Here is a 14,387-nt window from a genome sequence, read left to right as displayed (position 1 = left end):
AGCTAACTTTCCAGCGCGCTCACGCGCCCGTCGCGGCCGGTCCGTAGTAGTCGGTGTGCGCCTTGGTGATAGCGGTGACCAACTGTCCGATCAACAGTTCCCGATTGTCCTGCGCGTACCGCAGGCTCGCCTCCCGACCGCGATTGCGGTTCTTGAAATGCGGGATCACCTCCGAGGCGAACAGTTCGTAACTGCGCTTGGTGTCCTCCCAATTCGCCATGTCCACGTGCAGAATCAACATGGTCCCGAACCCGCCGGTCTTCTCGATCAGCCGCTCGATCCGCGCGATCGCCTCATCCGGCGTGCCGATAATGGCCTGCCCGAATTCGCCGAGAGTGTCATTGCGCCAATGGTCGATAATGCCCTCGGGCGTCCGCGCCCAGTCCGGATTGTCCCCGGTCTGGCGATTCACATACGCCGCCATGGAGCCGATGCGCCGACTCACGGCCCGCTCGGCGTCCGCGCGCGTCTCGGCCAGGAAGATCGGATTGACCAGCCGCCACCGCGCCCGATCCGCGGTGTGCCCATGCTCGGCGCACACCTTCTCGTAGACGCCCCAATTACGGTCCAGCACTTCGAATCCCATGGGCGAGCTGGCGGCGAGCGACAGTAGCGAGAGGCCGTGCGTGCCCGCCAGCACCGAACCGTTCGGAGAGATCGTCGACGCGGTGGCGACCTCGATTCCGGCCGGATCGTAGGTGGGCAGCTGGGCGCGGGCATCCCGCAAGGTGAACCAGTCCGTCTTCATATTCACGACCTCGCCGCGCAGCAGCGCCAGAATCGCCTCGAGCGCCTCGCCTTGACGGCGACGCTGATCCGACGGATCGATGCCCATCATGTGCGCGTCGAGCGGAATCTTGCCCGGCCCGGTACCGAAGATCAGGCGGCCGCGAGTCTGCAGGTCCAGCTGGGTGATCCGATCCACGGTGACCAGCGGATGGTGATAGGGCAGCGAGGTCACACCGGTGCCGAACCGCAGCCGCCGGGTGCGTTCGGCGGCGGCGGCGATGAAAACGTCGGGCGCGGGCACGATCTCGGCCCCGGTCGAGTGATGCTCGCCCATCCAGGCCTCGTCGAAGCCGAGGTGGTCGAGGTGCTCCATGAGGTCGATATCGCGGCGCAGCTGCAGGGCCGGGTCGGCGTCGAGGGGGTGATAGGGGGCGAGGAAGGCCCCGAATTTCATCGATTCAGCGGTCCACATCGTGGATCTCCTTACCCAGTGCGCCAGCTTCGTCGCCCGGCGCGGTACCCCGAGTAAAACTAGATCATTTGATCCAGAAGTGTGACTGTCCCGGTGAGTGGGAAGCAGCGAAATGGCAGGTGATCGTGGGTAACCGGGAGTCGGTATGCCAAGCTCGTCGGGTGAGTGTCCCGATGCAGAATCGCCAGGGCAGCGCGACCCGCGCCCGACTGGTGAAGACGGCCGAGCGCCTGTTCGCCGCCCACGGCGTCGACGCCGTCTCGGTCCGCGCGGTCAATGCCGCCGCCGGGCTCGGCGCGGCCTCGGTCAACTACCACTTCGGCACCAAGGACGACCTCATCGCCGCCGTCCTGCTCGACCTCGGCGCGACCGTCCGCGACCGCATCCGCGCCAACACCGACGCCCTGGCCGCCTCCGCAATCCCGCCCACCGCGGAAACTCTCGTCCGCGCGGTCACCGAACCCTACCGAGACCTGCTGCTACGCCACCGAACCCGAGGCATGCGCTGGATCAAAATCGTCACCCAACTATCCCTCCACTCCCACCCCGCCCTCACCGCCGCCGAAGCCGACCTCCCCGCCCACCTCCACACCCAATTACGCCGCGCCTTCCCCCACTCCGACCCAAACCGCCTAGAAGCCCGCTGGGCCATCGCGCTCATGGGGTTCCTCCAAGCCTTGGCCCGAGCCGACGAATGGCGACCGACCTCCACCCCCTCTCCCGCTGAAGACCTGACCGCCTTCTACGAAGACCAGGTCAACTTCCTGATCGGCGGCCTGGATCGCCTTCTGAACACGCCTGCTTCGTGACCACAATCATCCACTGCTGATTTCTCGCATTGATGAGGTGGACGGAATCGCTTGCGAGTTAACATAATTGATAGCACTAATTCTGAAACACTTTACATCACAACGGAATTCGACTTCTATTGCGATTGAATTAGCGGTAGAATTAGAGCATGAATTCGAAGGGGGAAACACTCGACACCACCGGTATCGGCGCGCTGATGACCGCGATCACCAACGTCGCCGATACCGTTCTGCACGGCAAGCTCAAGGCTCGGACCGATGTCGATGCCGTGGAATTCATGCGCGATTTGGAGATCTGCAAGCGTCAACTGGCCGCTCTGGATTCGGCTCTGGTGATCGAGATCGCGGAGCGGGACCTGCCGCGCAAGGCGGGGGTGAAGGATGTGGTGCCGTTCCTGCGTCAAACCCTCGGTTTGTCGCGGTATGACGCGGCGATGCGGGTGAAGATCGCCGCAGCCTGTGGGGAGTTCCTCGGTGCCGACGGCTCGCCGCGTCCGGTCACCTTGGCCGCGACCGCGAACGCTTTTGAGGCGGGGGTGATTTCGCGTGATCATGTGCGCGGCATCGTGGACATCATGACGCATCTGCCCGCCGACGTGCCCGCGCCCGCGCGGGTCGAGACCGAGGCACTGCTGGTCGAGCACTGCGTGACCGGGCACCCCGACGACCTGCCGAAGATCGGCCGCGAGATCCTGGCGCGCCTGGATCCGGAGGGCACGGTGATTTCCGATGCCGATCGTCGTCGCCGTCGCGGGATCACGATCAGCCGCCCGGGGGTGGATGGGATGTCGAAGATCGAAGGCTGGCTCACCCCCGAACTGCGTGCCCTGTTGGACGCGATCTTCGCCAAGCTGGCCCGCCCGGGCATGTGCAACCTCGACGACGCCGACACCGAAATCCTCACCGCCACCACGCACGTCGAATCGAAAGTGCTGGAAGCGGCCGCGCGCCGTGATCGTCGTGACGCTGGCCAGCGCACCCATGATGCGTTGTTCGCGCTCGTGTCCGCTCTGCACGCCGGTGTCGATGGTGCTGGTACTGAGGCGGGCGTTACTGCGGGTACCGCCGCTGCTACCGGTGTCGCTGCGGCCAAGGCCGGTATGCCGGTGAAGCTGGGCATGCACCGTGGCCTGCCCGTCGAGGTCGTCGTGACGATGAGCCTGGCCGACCTCGAAAAGGCTGCGGGCGTAGCCACCACCGCCTCGGGTGGGCACCTGTCGATCAACGAAGCACTCAAGCTGGCCAAGAACTCTCGCCCCGTGCTCGCGATCCTCGACAAGGACGAGATCCCGCTCTACCTCGCCCACGGCGAACGCCTCGCCACCTCAGGACAGCGCCTGGCGTTGATCGCCCGCGATCGCGGCTGCACCCACCCCGGCTGCGACGTACCCGCCTCGATGTGCGCCGCCCACCACGTGATCGATTGGGCCAAGGGCGGACCCACCGACCTGAACAACCTCGCCCTGGTCTGCGACCACCACCACGCCATGGTCAACGACAGCGAACACGGCTGGAAGACAGTGATGCTGGGCAAGGACACGGCTCACCCGGGTCGGGTGGGGTGGATTGCCCCGGCGGTGTTGGACCCCTCCCACACCCCGCAAGTCAACGACAAACATCACGTCGGGGAGCTGGTCGCCACGGCAGTCGATTCCAGTTGCCGGAAGTGGGGTTCACGGGCAGCGTGACACCCGGGCCGCTCGTGTGGGGCTGGCGTGCGCAAAACAACGGGAAGCGTGGTCACCTCGCCTGCCCTACCGGACTTGGGCTGACGCCGAGTTGGGAGCCGCCACCTCACCTCCCAGCCCACGGACTGCACGCATCACCTTCTCGAGACAACCCAAGAAACACAGACCCGAACCGTTCGACAGCTGCACAGCTTTCAGGTTCTTTGACAATTCCACAGAGACGATGAACGGCCGAGCGGTGAGGGGGCTGGTAGGTGAGGGGGCCTCGCAAGCTCGGCCACCCTCTCTCCCTCCTCCTGGCGTCTTTTATCTTTTCTCTCTTTTTCTTTTCTTCTTTTGGCTTTTCTTCTTTTGGCTTTTCTTCTTCCAGCTTCGGTTCCGTAACCTGGACGAGTGGGAGCGGGTCGAGAGAGCGATGCGGGATGGGACTTCGCGGCGGTGGGGGCCGCCTCTGCGCGAGGTGGGGCGATGATCGGGTATCGGGATGTGGGTGGGGGTGGGTTGGATCTTCGAGTTGCGGGGACGTCGGAGGTCACCTTGTTGATCGGGTTCGGAGATCAGGAGGTGATTGTTGATGATGCCTTTGGGCAGAGGAGCCTTGGCGGGTTTGTGGCTGGACTGCCGATCGCGCCTATGCGGCTTCGGTGTGAGCGGGCCGAGTGTGTAGAGGTTCGGCTGTCGCCGCTGCGGGCGTATTCGGTGTTGGGTATCGCTCCGAATGAATTGGGGCGGGGGGCAGTCGATCTGGAGGATCTGTGGGGAGCGTCGGGTCGGCGGTTGCGCGAGCAGCTTGCCAATGCGGACAGTTGGGATGAGCGGTTCGAGTTGACGAGAGCTTTTCTGGCGCAGAGTGATCGGTCTGCGCGGACGCCGGATCCGGAGGTGATCGATGCGTGGCGGCGGGTTCTCGAATCGCATGGCGGGGTGCGGATTGGGGAGCTTGCCAGTTCGCTCGGGTGGAGCAACAAGCGGCTGTGGGCTCGGTTCGAGTCGCAGATCGGGTTGACGCCGAAGCGGGCAGCTATGTTGGTGCGGTTTCGGCATGCGGTGGATGGGCTGTTGGCGGGTGGGAGTGCGGCCGAGGTTGCCGCCGAGAGCGGGTATGCGGATCAGGCACATCTGAGTCGGGATGTGTCGATCTTCACGGGGCGCCCGCCGGGGGCGTTGACCACGCACTATTCGCCCGCCATCGCTCAGCATCGGTATCGGGCTTGGGGAAAATTCTTCCAATACGGCGGGGGTGCGGTCGCTCGATAGTGGTGTCCACCTTGGTCATCCATCGACACCGAGAGGACATCCGCCATGACCGGCACCCTCGACCCCGATCAGCTGCAAACCGCCCTGGAGGCCGTGCACCACGCGGGTATGCCCGGCCTGTTCGCCGAAGTTCGTGAGCACGACCAGATCTGGCGTGGCGCAGCGGGATTCGCCGACACGGCCACCGGCCGCCCGATCACCACCGATATGCGGCACCGGGTCGGCAGCCTCACCAAGACGTTCACCGCCGCTGCCGTACTGCAGCAGGTCGAGAACGGGGAGGTTGGGCTGGATACGGCCATCGGCCATTATCTGCCGAAACTCGTTCCCGGCGAGCGGGGTAAGGCGATCACAGTGCGCCAGCTGATCAGCCACAGCAGTGGTCTCGCCGAATATTTGCAGTACGCTTACCCATCCTTTGCTGGGTTCCCGCGGCCCGGCAAGACCACCCCGGACAGTATGGATGCCAACCGCTACACGCGTTTTCATCCGACCGATCTCATCGCGATGGGCATCTCAGCACCCGCTACCTGTGCTCCGGGCGGCACACCGGGCGTGTACTCCAACACCAATTACCTTCTGCTGGCCCAACTTCTGGAGAAGATCACCGGCGACACCGCGGAGAAATGCATCACCCGCACCGTCATCGAGCCAGCCGGACTGAAGGACACCGAGCTCGCCATCACACCCGAGATCACCGGGCCGCACTCCCTGCACTACGAGGCTTGGTTCGCCATGATCGATCCGCCGCGCGATTACAGCGTCTACGACATGTCTTTCGTCGGCCCGGCGGCATCGCTCATCTCGACCGTCTCGGACCTCAATCGCTTCTACCGACTCCTCCTCGCGGGCGAGATAGTCAGCCCGGCGTCGCTGGCGGAAATGCAGCGGACGGTTCCGGTCATCGCCTTCGACGGCAAGACCATCGATTACGGTCTCGGCCTGCAGAAGACGACCGTGCCGGGCCGCGTCTACTGGGGTCACGAAGGGTCGGCCTGGGGCAGTGGGGCGGTCGCCATGATCAGTGCCGACGGCACGCGGCAGATGGCTCTCGCGGTGAATCTGCAGCGGTGGAATCGACTGGATGCCGCGGGTATGCCGCAGCCGCATCCTATCGACGCCGCACTCCAAGCACTGATTCAGCTGACCCTGTGTGGTTGATCTCTGCGCACCCCCTGCGGCCCGGGCCATGACTATCATCACGGCGTCATGCGTCAGAAGGGGTCCGGATGAGATTGTCGGTCGGTCTCGGGTTGCGGGCCGTGGTCGCGGGTTTGGCGCTCGCGGCCACGGTGAGCGGGTGCGGCGGGGGTGACAAGGCGGGGACGCCGGTCGCGTTCAGTGGGCGGACGGCCGAGGGCAGTATTCCGTCGGCGGGGACCATGGACCAGGTTCAGCAAATCGTGGAGAAGCGAGCCGAGAGTCTCGGGATGAAGAAGACCACGGTGAAGGTCGATGGCGAGATGTTGACCATCACCGTGGCGGGAGACGACGGGTCGATGGCACGACTGTTGGCCAAGACCGGGCGGGTCCTGATGCGGCCCGTACTGTCCAGCAAGCCTTTTCAAGGCACCGGCGTGAAGACCATGCCCGGCAAGGACGTGCGGCAGAGCACCGATCCGGCGGTGCAGGCGACGACGATGGCCGCGATCAATTGTCGGCAGCCCGATCCGCTGCAGGGTGGGGATGATGCCACGCTGCCATTGGTGACCTGCTCCGATAGCGGCGACACCGTCTATCTGCTGGGGCCGACCGTGGTCGACGGGCGCGAGATCTCGGATGCCAAGGGCGCGATGGACACTCGGACGGCACGGTACGGGGTCAATATCACCTTCAGTGACACCGGGGCCCGCCAGTTCGGGCAGTACACGGCGACGAATATCGGCAAGCAGTTCGTGTTCGCGGTGGATTCGCAGGCGGTGTCGGCGCCGATCATCCAGAGCGCGCTCACGGGAAATCAGAGTCAGATCGTCGGGAGCTTCACCAAGGAGGCCGCGGACAATCTCGCGGCCTCCCTGCGATTCGGTGCGCTCCCGGCGATTTTCACCGCGCAGGGGTAGCTCACACGCGCGTGAGGGCTCGGTACTCCTCGACGGCGCGGCGCGTTTCCTCGGCCACCAGATCGGCATTGATCTGGGCGCCGGCCATGGCTCCCGCGGCCGCGGCGGCACCCACCTGGGCGGACAGGTCGGTGACATTGCCCGCGGCCCACACGCCGGGGACCGTGGTGCGACCGGTGGGGTCGGAGGGGATGTGTTCACCTGCGCCCATGGGGTGTTCGGTGGGGTGCAGGCCCAGGTCCGCGAGGAAGCCCGCGCGAGCCACCATGCGGCTGGGGGCGGCGAGGATTTCGCGGGCGATCACGGTGCCGTCGGTGAGGCGGACGCCCGTGATGCGGTCGTCGGTCACCTCTACGGCCGCGATTTCGCCGGTGACGACTCGAATTCCCCTGGCCGCCAACTGCTCCGACTCTTCCGCGGTGGGCGGGGTGGCGGTGTGGGCGAAGTACACGACGTCCTCACTCCACTGACGGAACAGCGAGGCCAGGTGAATTCCCATGGGGCCCAGTCCAAGAACGCCGATCGGCCGGTCGCGAACCTCCCAGCCGTGGCAATACGGGCAGTGGATGACGTCGTGTCCCCACCGCTCCTTCAGGCCGGGAATCGGGGGCAGTTCGTCGACCAGTCCGGTGGTCACCAGGATGCGTCGGGCACGCGTCGACTGCCCGTCGGCGAGGGTGACGATGAATTCCTCACCGTCCCTGGTGATTCCACTGACCTCGCCCGAAACAATCTGGCCCCCGTACATCCGCACTTCCTCCCGCCCCCGCGCCAGCAGTTCCCCGGGCGGCGTGCCCTCCCGTGCGAACAACCCGTGCACCCCGTCCGCGGGTGCGTTGCGCGGGCTGCCCGCGTCGATCACGACCACCGAGCGCCGTGCCCGGGCCAGCATCAACCCTCCGTTCAACCCAGCGGCACCGCCGCCGACCACCACTACGTCATAGCTGCTGTTCAGCCCATCGGTCATGGATGACCACCTCCTGATCACCACCATCGGGGCACATCGGCGAAACTGGCAACCTTCTTTGCCGATATGGCAAACTGATCCCATGACCGAAGACATCGACCGAGCCCTGGACGGCGTGGGTCTGCGGCTGCGTGAGCTGCGGAAACAGCGCGAAACCACGCTGGCCGAGCTGTCGGCCGAGACCGGTATCTCGGTGAGCACGCTGTCCCGGCTGGAGTCGGGTGCGCGGCGGCCGACGCTGGAGCAACTGCTCCCCCTGGCCCGTGCGCACAATGTCACCCTCGACGAGCTGGTCGACGCCCCACCCACCGGCGACCCCCGCGTCCACATGCGCCCGATCACCCGCCACGGCATGCAGATGCTCCCGCTCACCCGTCGAGTCGGTGGCATCCAAGCCTTCAAAATCGTGCTGCCCCCGAAATCCGGTCGCACCGAACCGAATCCGCAGACCCACGAGGGCTACGAGTGGCTCTACGTCCTCAATGGCAGGCTGCGCTTCATCCTCGGCAAACACGATCTGATCCTGGAACCGGGCGAGGCCGCCGAATTCGACACCCGGGAACCGCACTGGTTCGGCGCGGTCGGGGACGAGCCGGTCGAATTCCTCAGTCTCTTCGGCAAACAGGGTGAACGCGCACACTTCCGCGCCCGCCCCCGCAACGGTTGACCGCTACGCCCCGAACCTCGGACCGACCAGCGCGAGCGCGGTTTCCACCGCGACACCGGTGATGCCGGTGACGTCCCCGCCGTCCTCCACGGTCGAGGCGATGAGTTCCCGGAACCCGCCGAAGAGGATGGTCGCCATCTGACGATTCGGCGGATGCATTCCGGCGGACTGGAATTCGGGCGTCGTGGTCAGATCCTGGATCAGGGTGATGAAGGCTTCCGCCGCATCGCGGTGCAGCTGTCGTGCCCGCTCCCCCAGCGCCGGGGTGTCGCGAATCCAGGCCAGCGTGATCGAGGTGTCGACCCGCGACGCCTCGATCCACGCCTCGATGGCCTGTCGAATCTGGGTGTCCCAGGGCGCGGTCACGTCGACCGCCTCGTAGATCTGGCGAATGGTGTCGTTGTTGCGCTCGGTCAGCAGGGCCACGAAGCAGTCCTGCTTGTCGGCGAAGTGCTCGTAGAAGGTGCGCCGCGAGGTGCGCGCGATGCGCACCACGTCGGCGACGGTGGCGTCCTTGTAGCCGCGCTCGCGAACCGCGTCGGCCATGGCGTCCAGCAGCCGCCGCCGGAAGACGGAGTCGACGGCGGGTTCGGCGCTGGTGTCCGGATCGGCGCGGGTCACGAGCATCAGAGTAGTTTCTCCGAATTCACTGGACGCCGAGGCGTGTCTCCGCGCGTTCGGCGGCGTGTCGCGGGGCACCGGCGAATCGTATGGTGCCGTCCTCGATCTTGCCGTGCCGCAAGGTGATCACGTCCTGCGCGTAGTTCATGCCCAGCCGCCACGGCGCGCGCGATCCGGCCTTGGGGAAGCGGTCGATGGACCGCAGCACGTATCCGGCCTGGAAGTCGAGCAGCGGCGCGGTGGACATGGTCGGATCCGGCCACGGCGTGGCCTGGCGGTAGCCGTGGATGTCCATGTGCCGCAAGAGCCGACACACGAACTCGGCGACCAGGTCCGCCTTGAGCGTCCAGGAGGCATTGGTGTAGCCGATGGTGAACGCGAGATTGGGCACCCCGCCGAGCATCATGCCCTTGTAGGCCATGGTCTCGGGCACCTGGATCTCCCGGCCGTCCACGGTCAGCGCGATACCGCCGAGCGCGAGCAGGTCCAACCCGGTCGCGGTCACCACGATGTCGGCGGGCAGTTCGGCACCGGATTCGAGTGCGATGCCGTCGGCGGTGAATCGCTCGATGCGGTCGGTGACGACCGATGCCCGCCCGTCCCGGATGGCCCGGAACAGATCCCCGTCCGGCACCAGGCACAGCCGCTGATCCCACGGGTTGTAGGTCGGCTTGAAATGCGTGTCGACGTCGTAGCCCTCGGGCAGCTGTTTGATGGCCAGATTGCGGAAGAACTTGCGCATCATGGTCGGTCGCCGCTGGCTCAGCTGATAGATCAACGTGCTGACCAGCACGTTCTTCCAGCGAACAATGGTGTAGGCCCGCCGCGTGCCGAGCTTCTCGCGCAGTTTGGTGGCGATGCCGTCCACGGTCGGCACCGACAGGATGTAGGTCGGTGACCGCTGCAGCATGGTGACGTGCCCGGCCGTCTCGGCCATGGCCGGAACCAGGGTGACCGCGGTCGCGCCGCTGCCGATGACCACGACACGCTTTCCGGCGTAATCGAGTTCGTCGGGCCAGTGCTGCGGGTGGACGACTTGCCCCGCGAAGTCCTCGATTCCGGGGAATTCGGGGGTGTAGCCCTCGTCGTAGCGGTAGTAGCCGCTGCACAGATAGAGGAAATCGCAGGTGATGGTGGAGGTCGCGCCATCGTGCTCGTAGCCGACGGTCCAGCGCGCGTCCTCGGACGACCAGGAGGCTCCGGTCACCTTGTGCCCGTAGCGGATTCGCCGATCGATGCCCGCCTCGGCAGCGGTCTGGCGAATGTAGTCGAGAATGGCGGGTCCGTCCGCGATGGCCTCGGCCGCCACCCACGGGCGGAAGCGGTAGCCGAGCGTGTGCATGTCCGAGTCGGATCGGACGCCGGGGTACCGGAACAGATCCCAGGTGCCGCCCATGGTCTCCCGCGCCTCGAAGATGGCGTAGCTGCGGTTCGGGAACGCGTCCTGCAGGTGATGCGCCGCCCCGACACCGGACAGCCCGGCCCCGACGATCAGCACGTCCACGTGTTCGGTCATCGTCTCGCTCCCTTCGTTGCCCGCCCGCGCAGTGCCCCGATGACGACCGAGAGCACATCGTAGTAGTGCGTCGGGGTCACCCGGGCCACCGTGTCGAACAGGTACGCGTCCGGCCCGACCAGAATCCGCGCCTTGCCGTGTTCGACTCCGCGGCAGATGATTTCGGCCGCCTTCTCCGGTGTCGTCATGGCGATGGCCTCGAATTCGGCGGCCATCTGCTCGTGGGTGCGCCCCCGTCCCTCGGGATCCTTCCGGACGCGACCGTTGCGGGCGATATTGGTCTTGATGCCGCCCGGATGCACGGTGACCGCGGAGACCCCGGTGCCCCGAAGTTCCTGCCGCAGCGCGTCGGTGAACCCGCGCACCGCGAATTTCGCCGCACAGTAGGCGCTTTGGTACGGCATGCCCGCCAGCCCGTACACGCTGGAGGTGTTGACGATCGCGCCGCTGTCCTGCTCCACCAGGATGGGCAGGAACGCACGCGTCCCGTTCACCACCCCGTCGAAGTTGATCTGCCGCAACCATTCGTCGTCCTCGGGCACGGTGTCGAGCACCGAGGAGGACACCGCCACACCGGCATTGTTGAACACCGCCGCCAGTGGCGCGGTCAGCCAGTCCCGCACCTCGTCGGCGAAGGCGAGTTGATCGGCGGCGTCGCGCACGTCCAGCACCCGGGTCAGCACCGGGCCGCTCAGCGTGGCGGCCGTCTGCTTCAAACCCTCGGCGTCGATGTCCGCGATGGCCACGGGTGATCCACGGCGAGAAAGCAATTGGGCCAGTCCCCGCCCGATTCCGGAGGCCGCCCCGGTGATCATGACCGGGTGGCCGGACAGGGGCCTAGTGGTTCGGGGCATCGGTGCTCCTGGATTCGACGGTGGTGACGTGGGTGTCGATGAGGTCGGCGAGGGTGGGCCAGAGCGGCTCGGGCAGGTCGTGGCCCATGCCGGGCAGGGTGTGCAGGCGCGCGCCCGCGATGGCCGCGGCGGTGACCTTGCCGCCGGTCGGATTCACCATGCGATCGCGGTCGCCGTGCAGCACCAGGGTCGAGGCGGTGATGGTGGCGACCTCGTGAGTTCGGTCGCCGGACTTCATGATGCCCGCGAGCTGGCGTCCGACACCGGCCGCCGGGCGCGGATCGCGATCCCAGGTGGTTCCGGCGGTGGCGCGAATCCTGGCCTCGTCCAAGGGATATCCGGCCGAGCCGATGTGCCGGTACATCAAAACCGCGGCGTCGGTGTGCTCCGCGCGGGTGCGGGCGGGCTTGCCGAACATGCGCGCCCAGGTGGACAGCGCGGGGCGACCCACCCGGGCCGCGCCGGTGGTGGAGAATATCGAGGAGAGCGAGGAGACCCGATCCGGGTAGCGGGCCGCGACGGTCTGCCCGATCATGCCGCCCATGGACATGCCGACCAGGTGCGCCCGCTGCCAGCCCAGCGTGTCGAGCAGGCCGAGGGTGTCCAGGGCCATGTCACCGAGATCGTATTGCCTTGGATCCCAGCGCTTTCGGAGCATATCGAGTGGGCCCGGCGGCCGGAACCCGAGATGGGTGGAGGTGCCGACATCGCGGTTGTCGAAGCGCACCACGTCGTAGCCGCGGTCGGCCAGCAGTGCCACGAGACCGTCGTGCCATTCGTGCTTCTGCTGCCCGAGCCCGGCGATCAACAGCAGCGGAACGCCCTGCCCCTGCCGCTCATAGGTCAGCGTGATACCCCGCCCGACATCGGCGGACTGCTCTGTCATGCCGTCACCTGTTCGCCGCGCGCGTTGCTCTCGGTGACCGCGGGTCGTGGCGGTCGCCGGTGGACGACGGCTCGCCCCTTCTTCGCAGGAACCAGTGCGACGCCACGGAAGTGGGCGCGCTCGTCCGGGGCGTCGGTGGTCTCCAGGGTGAAGTCCCGCAGCAGCACCCGCAAGACCACATTCATCTCCATGGTCGCGAACGCGGCCCCGATGCACCGGCGCGCACCGCCGCCGAACGGGATCCAGCTGAACGTCCCCGGCCGCTTGCCGACAAAGCGGTCCGGGTTGAAATCCTTTGGGTTGGTGAACAATTCCGGATTCTCGTGCATGAGCCGAATGCTCACCATCACGTGCTGCCCGCGCGCCAGCGTCCACCGGCCCAGCTGCAACGAGTCCGCGCGCACCTTGCGGGCGGTGGCGTCGATGACCGGGCGCACCCGCTGCGTCTCCAACAGCACCGCCTCCCGGAACTCCGAGCCGCCCGCATCCGCCTCGGCGACCAGCCGCTCCAGAATGTGCGGGTGCCGCCGCAGCCGCTCGATGGTCCAGGCCAGCGAGGTGGCGGTGGTCTCGTGGCCGGCGGTGAGCAGGGTGAGCAGCTCGTCGGCGATCTCGTTGTGCGTCATGGCCGAACCGTCGTCGTAGCGTGCCTGCAGCAGCATGGCGAGCACGTCGTCGCGGTCGCTCAGCTTCGGGTCGTCGGCCGCGCGTTCGATCAGCCGCTGCACGATCCGGTCGTATTCGGCGCGATAGGCGGCGAAGCGCGCCCACGGTCCGAAGCGCCCGAACAGCTTGCGCGGCACCGGAAGCGCCGCGAGCGCGGACCCGACCAGCACCAATTTCGGCAGCAGCGCCCGCAATTGATCGAATTCCGCGCCCTCGGCCCCGAAGACCGCGCGCAGGATCACATTCAGCGTGATCCGCATCATCGACTCCATGGTCGCGAACTCGCGCCCGGACGGCCATCCGGCCATCTCGCGGACGGCCTCCTCCTCGATGAGCGATTCGTACACCGCCAGCCGCCGCCCGTGGAACGGCGGCGTGAGCAGCTTGCGCTCCTTGCGGTGTTCCTCGCCGCGCAGCGCGAAAAGCGAACCGGGACCGAGGAATTGGCCGAGATTGGCGTCGATGTTGTCGACCAGATCGGTGTGGGTGGTGAACAGCGTCTTCACCTCGGCCGGATCCGAGAGCACCAGCGTCGGCCCGAAGCGCGGCATCTTGACCATGAACGCCGACCCGTACCGCGCGTGCAGCCGCCGCCACGCGTGGGTGCGTCCGGCCAGGATCTCGACGGCCTGCACGAAGGCGGGCGTGTTCGGTCCATCGGGCAGTGTCACTGTGGTCATGCGCCATCTCCCAGCCTGGTACTTCTGCGTACCATTCGCACGGTACGCGCGTGTACCAGGCTGTGGCAAGGGTCACTTTCCGAACCCGGCGAGTGCCACATCACCCGCCCGGGAATCCGGTCGGTGCGTCTCTACCGCGCCGCGCGCAGCGGATGCCGCGAATCGAAGATCGAGATCGGCGGGCCGTCACCGGCCGGATGAACCTCGAGCTTGCCGGTGTCGTCGATCAGGATGCGCCGCCCGGGATAGGTACGCGCCGCGATCTCCGCGTCCCGCTCGTCGAAGGCGTCGCAGCCGGTGAAAACGAGTACGCCGTAATGCAATTCGGTCGCGTACACGCTCGCGGGCCAGCGGTGCAGCCAGGCGTCGAGATCGAAAAGAGCTTCGGGTTTGGGCAGGTCGGTGCCAACCGTCATGCGGGCATGGTAGTCCCGCCAACCGGCGTTTCACAGCACCGCCGAACAGCCGGATTCGCGTCCGGCTTCGCTATCGTCACACCCTGACTGCGACGACGG

At 66.6% G+C, this 14,387-nt stretch carries 14 protein-coding genes; 6 read left to right on the top strand and 8 right to left on the bottom strand.

Features of this window, described 5'->3' with window-relative positions; all coding sequences use genetic code 11:
• Positions 1-19: 19 nt before the first annotated feature.
• Positions 20-1,201, bottom strand: coding sequence for an LLM class flavin-dependent oxidoreductase (locus tag VMT65_RS30730; RefSeq protein ID WP_326312014.1), 1,182 nt, complete (start codon positions 1,199-1,201; stop codon positions 20-22).
• Between the two features lie 161 nt (positions 1,202-1,362).
• On the opposite strand from VMT65_RS30730, the gene VMT65_RS30725 reads away from it, so the two are divergent.
• The 5 genes from VMT65_RS30725 (at position 1,363) to VMT65_RS30705 (ending at position 7,015) form a co-directional block, all read left to right on the top strand.
• On the top strand, positions 1,363-2,010 hold the full coding sequence (locus tag VMT65_RS30725; RefSeq protein ID WP_326312013.1) for a TetR/AcrR family transcriptional regulator: 648 nt from the start codon (positions 1,363-1,365) through the stop codon (positions 2,008-2,010).
• Between the two features lie 149 nt (positions 2,011-2,159).
• Complete coding sequence (locus VMT65_RS30720; RefSeq protein WP_326312012.1) at positions 2,160-3,698, top strand: HNH endonuclease signature motif containing protein; 1,539 nt, start codon at positions 2,160-2,162, stop codon at positions 3,696-3,698.
• A gap of 468 nt (positions 3,699-4,166) precedes the next feature.
• A complete protein-coding gene (locus tag VMT65_RS30715) occupies positions 4,167-4,955 on the top strand; it encodes a helix-turn-helix domain-containing protein (RefSeq protein WP_326312011.1) in 789 nt (262 codons plus the stop codon).
• 45 nt (positions 4,956-5,000) lie between these two features.
• On the top strand, positions 5,001-6,116 hold the full coding sequence (locus VMT65_RS30710; protein ID WP_326312010.1) for a serine hydrolase domain-containing protein: 1,116 nt from the start codon (positions 5,001-5,003) through the stop codon (positions 6,114-6,116).
• Between the two features lie 68 nt (positions 6,117-6,184).
• Positions 6,185-7,015, top strand: coding sequence for a SecDF P1 head subdomain-containing protein (locus VMT65_RS30705; protein ID WP_326312009.1), 831 nt, complete (start codon positions 6,185-6,187; stop codon positions 7,013-7,015).
• Position 7,016: 1 nt separating this feature from the next.
• Here VMT65_RS30705 and VMT65_RS30700 read toward each other — a convergent pair whose 3' ends face one another.
• Positions 7,017-7,982, bottom strand: coding sequence for an NAD(P)/FAD-dependent oxidoreductase (locus VMT65_RS30700; RefSeq protein WP_326312008.1), 966 nt, complete (start codon positions 7,980-7,982; stop codon positions 7,017-7,019).
• 82 nt (positions 7,983-8,064) lie between these two features.
• Here VMT65_RS30700 and VMT65_RS30695 point away from each other — a divergent pair, with 82 nt between their 5' ends.
• A complete protein-coding gene (locus VMT65_RS30695; RefSeq protein WP_326312007.1) occupies positions 8,065-8,649 on the top strand; it encodes a helix-turn-helix domain-containing protein in 585 nt (194 codons plus the stop codon).
• A 3-nt stretch (positions 8,650-8,652) separates the two neighbouring features.
• Here VMT65_RS30695 and VMT65_RS30690 read toward each other — a convergent pair whose 3' ends face one another.
• The 6 genes from VMT65_RS30690 to VMT65_RS30665 all read right to left on the bottom strand — a co-directional run bounded on the left by VMT65_RS30690 (position 8,653) and on the right by VMT65_RS30665 (position 14,288).
• Entirely contained in the window at positions 8,653-9,276 is a 624-nt protein-coding gene (locus VMT65_RS30690; RefSeq protein ID WP_326312006.1) for a TetR/AcrR family transcriptional regulator, read from the bottom strand.
• A gap of 19 nt (positions 9,277-9,295) precedes the next feature.
• The gene (locus VMT65_RS30685; protein ID WP_326312005.1) at positions 9,296-10,786 is read right to left on the bottom strand and encodes a flavin-containing monooxygenase; all 1,491 of its coding nucleotides are present in this window, start codon (positions 10,784-10,786) and stop codon (positions 9,296-9,298) included.
• Positions 10,783-11,640: an SDR family NAD(P)-dependent oxidoreductase gene (locus VMT65_RS30680; RefSeq protein WP_326312004.1), complete on the bottom strand. Its 858-nt coding sequence runs from the start codon at positions 11,638-11,640 to the stop codon at positions 10,783-10,785. The genes VMT65_RS30685 and VMT65_RS30680 overlap by 4 nt, the downstream gene beginning before the upstream one ends.
• The gene (locus VMT65_RS30675) at positions 11,624-12,526 is read right to left on the bottom strand and encodes an alpha/beta fold hydrolase (protein ID WP_326312003.1); all 903 of its coding nucleotides are present in this window, start codon (positions 12,524-12,526) and stop codon (positions 11,624-11,626) included. The genes VMT65_RS30680 and VMT65_RS30675 overlap by 17 nt, the downstream gene beginning before the upstream one ends.
• Positions 12,523-13,872 carry a cytochrome P450 gene (locus VMT65_RS30670; RefSeq protein ID WP_326312002.1) on the bottom strand — a complete coding sequence of 450 codons (1,350 nt, stop codon included), beginning with the start codon at positions 13,870-13,872 and terminating at the stop codon, positions 12,523-12,525. Before VMT65_RS30670 ends, VMT65_RS30675 begins: the two co-directional genes overlap by 4 nt.
• Positions 13,873-14,003: 131 nt before the next feature.
• Positions 14,004-14,288, bottom strand: a complete 285-nt coding sequence (locus tag VMT65_RS30665; protein ID WP_326312001.1) for a hypothetical protein — start codon at positions 14,286-14,288, stop codon at positions 14,004-14,006.
• Positions 14,289-14,387 lie beyond the last annotated feature (99 nt).

The organism is Nocardia sp. CDC153, from assembly GCF_035818515.1.
Taxonomy (GTDB): domain Bacteria; phylum Actinomycetota; class Actinomycetes; order Mycobacteriales; family Mycobacteriaceae; genus Nocardia.
Note: the sequence above shows the minus strand (reverse complement) of the source record. Positions and strands in the feature narration are given on the sequence as shown.

What these genes read in the sequence shown, in the direction of transcription:
- VMT65_RS30730 (WP_326312014.1), bottom strand. Translation starts at nt 1,201, where the DNA reads ATGTGGACCGCTGAATCGATGAAATTCGGGGCCTTCCTCGCCCCCTAT.
- VMT65_RS30720 (WP_326312012.1), top strand. Translation starts at nt 2,160, where the DNA reads ATGAATTCGAAGGGGGAAACACTCGACACCACCGGTATCGGCGCGCTG.
- VMT65_RS30715 (WP_326312011.1), top strand. Translation starts at nt 4,167, where the DNA reads ATGATCGGGTATCGGGATGTGGGTGGGGGTGGGTTGGATCTTCGAGTT.
- VMT65_RS30710 (WP_326312010.1), top strand. Translation starts at nt 5,001, where the DNA reads ATGACCGGCACCCTCGACCCCGATCAGCTGCAAACCGCCCTGGAGGCC.
- VMT65_RS30705 (WP_326312009.1), top strand. Translation starts at nt 6,185, where the DNA reads ATGAGATTGTCGGTCGGTCTCGGGTTGCGGGCCGTGGTCGCGGGTTTG.
- VMT65_RS30700 (WP_326312008.1), bottom strand. Translation starts at nt 7,982, where the DNA reads ATGACCGATGGGCTGAACAGCAGCTATGACGTAGTGGTGGTCGGCGGC.
- VMT65_RS30695 (WP_326312007.1), top strand. Translation starts at nt 8,065, where the DNA reads ATGACCGAAGACATCGACCGAGCCCTGGACGGCGTGGGTCTGCGGCTG.
- VMT65_RS30690 (WP_326312006.1), bottom strand. Translation starts at nt 9,276, where the DNA reads ATGCTCGTGACCCGCGCCGATCCGGACACCAGCGCCGAACCCGCCGTC.
- VMT65_RS30685 (WP_326312005.1), bottom strand. Translation starts at nt 10,786, where the DNA reads ATGACCGAACACGTGGACGTGCTGATCGTCGGGGCCGGGCTGTCCGGT.
- VMT65_RS30680 (WP_326312004.1), bottom strand. Translation starts at nt 11,640, where the DNA reads ATGCCCCGAACCACTAGGCCCCTGTCCGGCCACCCGGTCATGATCACC.
- VMT65_RS30675 (WP_326312003.1), bottom strand. Translation starts at nt 12,526, where the DNA reads ATGACAGAGCAGTCCGCCGATGTCGGGCGGGGTATCACGCTGACCTAT.
- VMT65_RS30670 (WP_326312002.1), bottom strand. Translation starts at nt 13,872, where the DNA reads ATGACCACAGTGACACTGCCCGATGGACCGAACACGCCCGCCTTCGTG.
- VMT65_RS30665 (WP_326312001.1), bottom strand. Translation starts at nt 14,288, where the DNA reads ATGACGGTTGGCACCGACCTGCCCAAACCCGAAGCTCTTTTCGATCTC.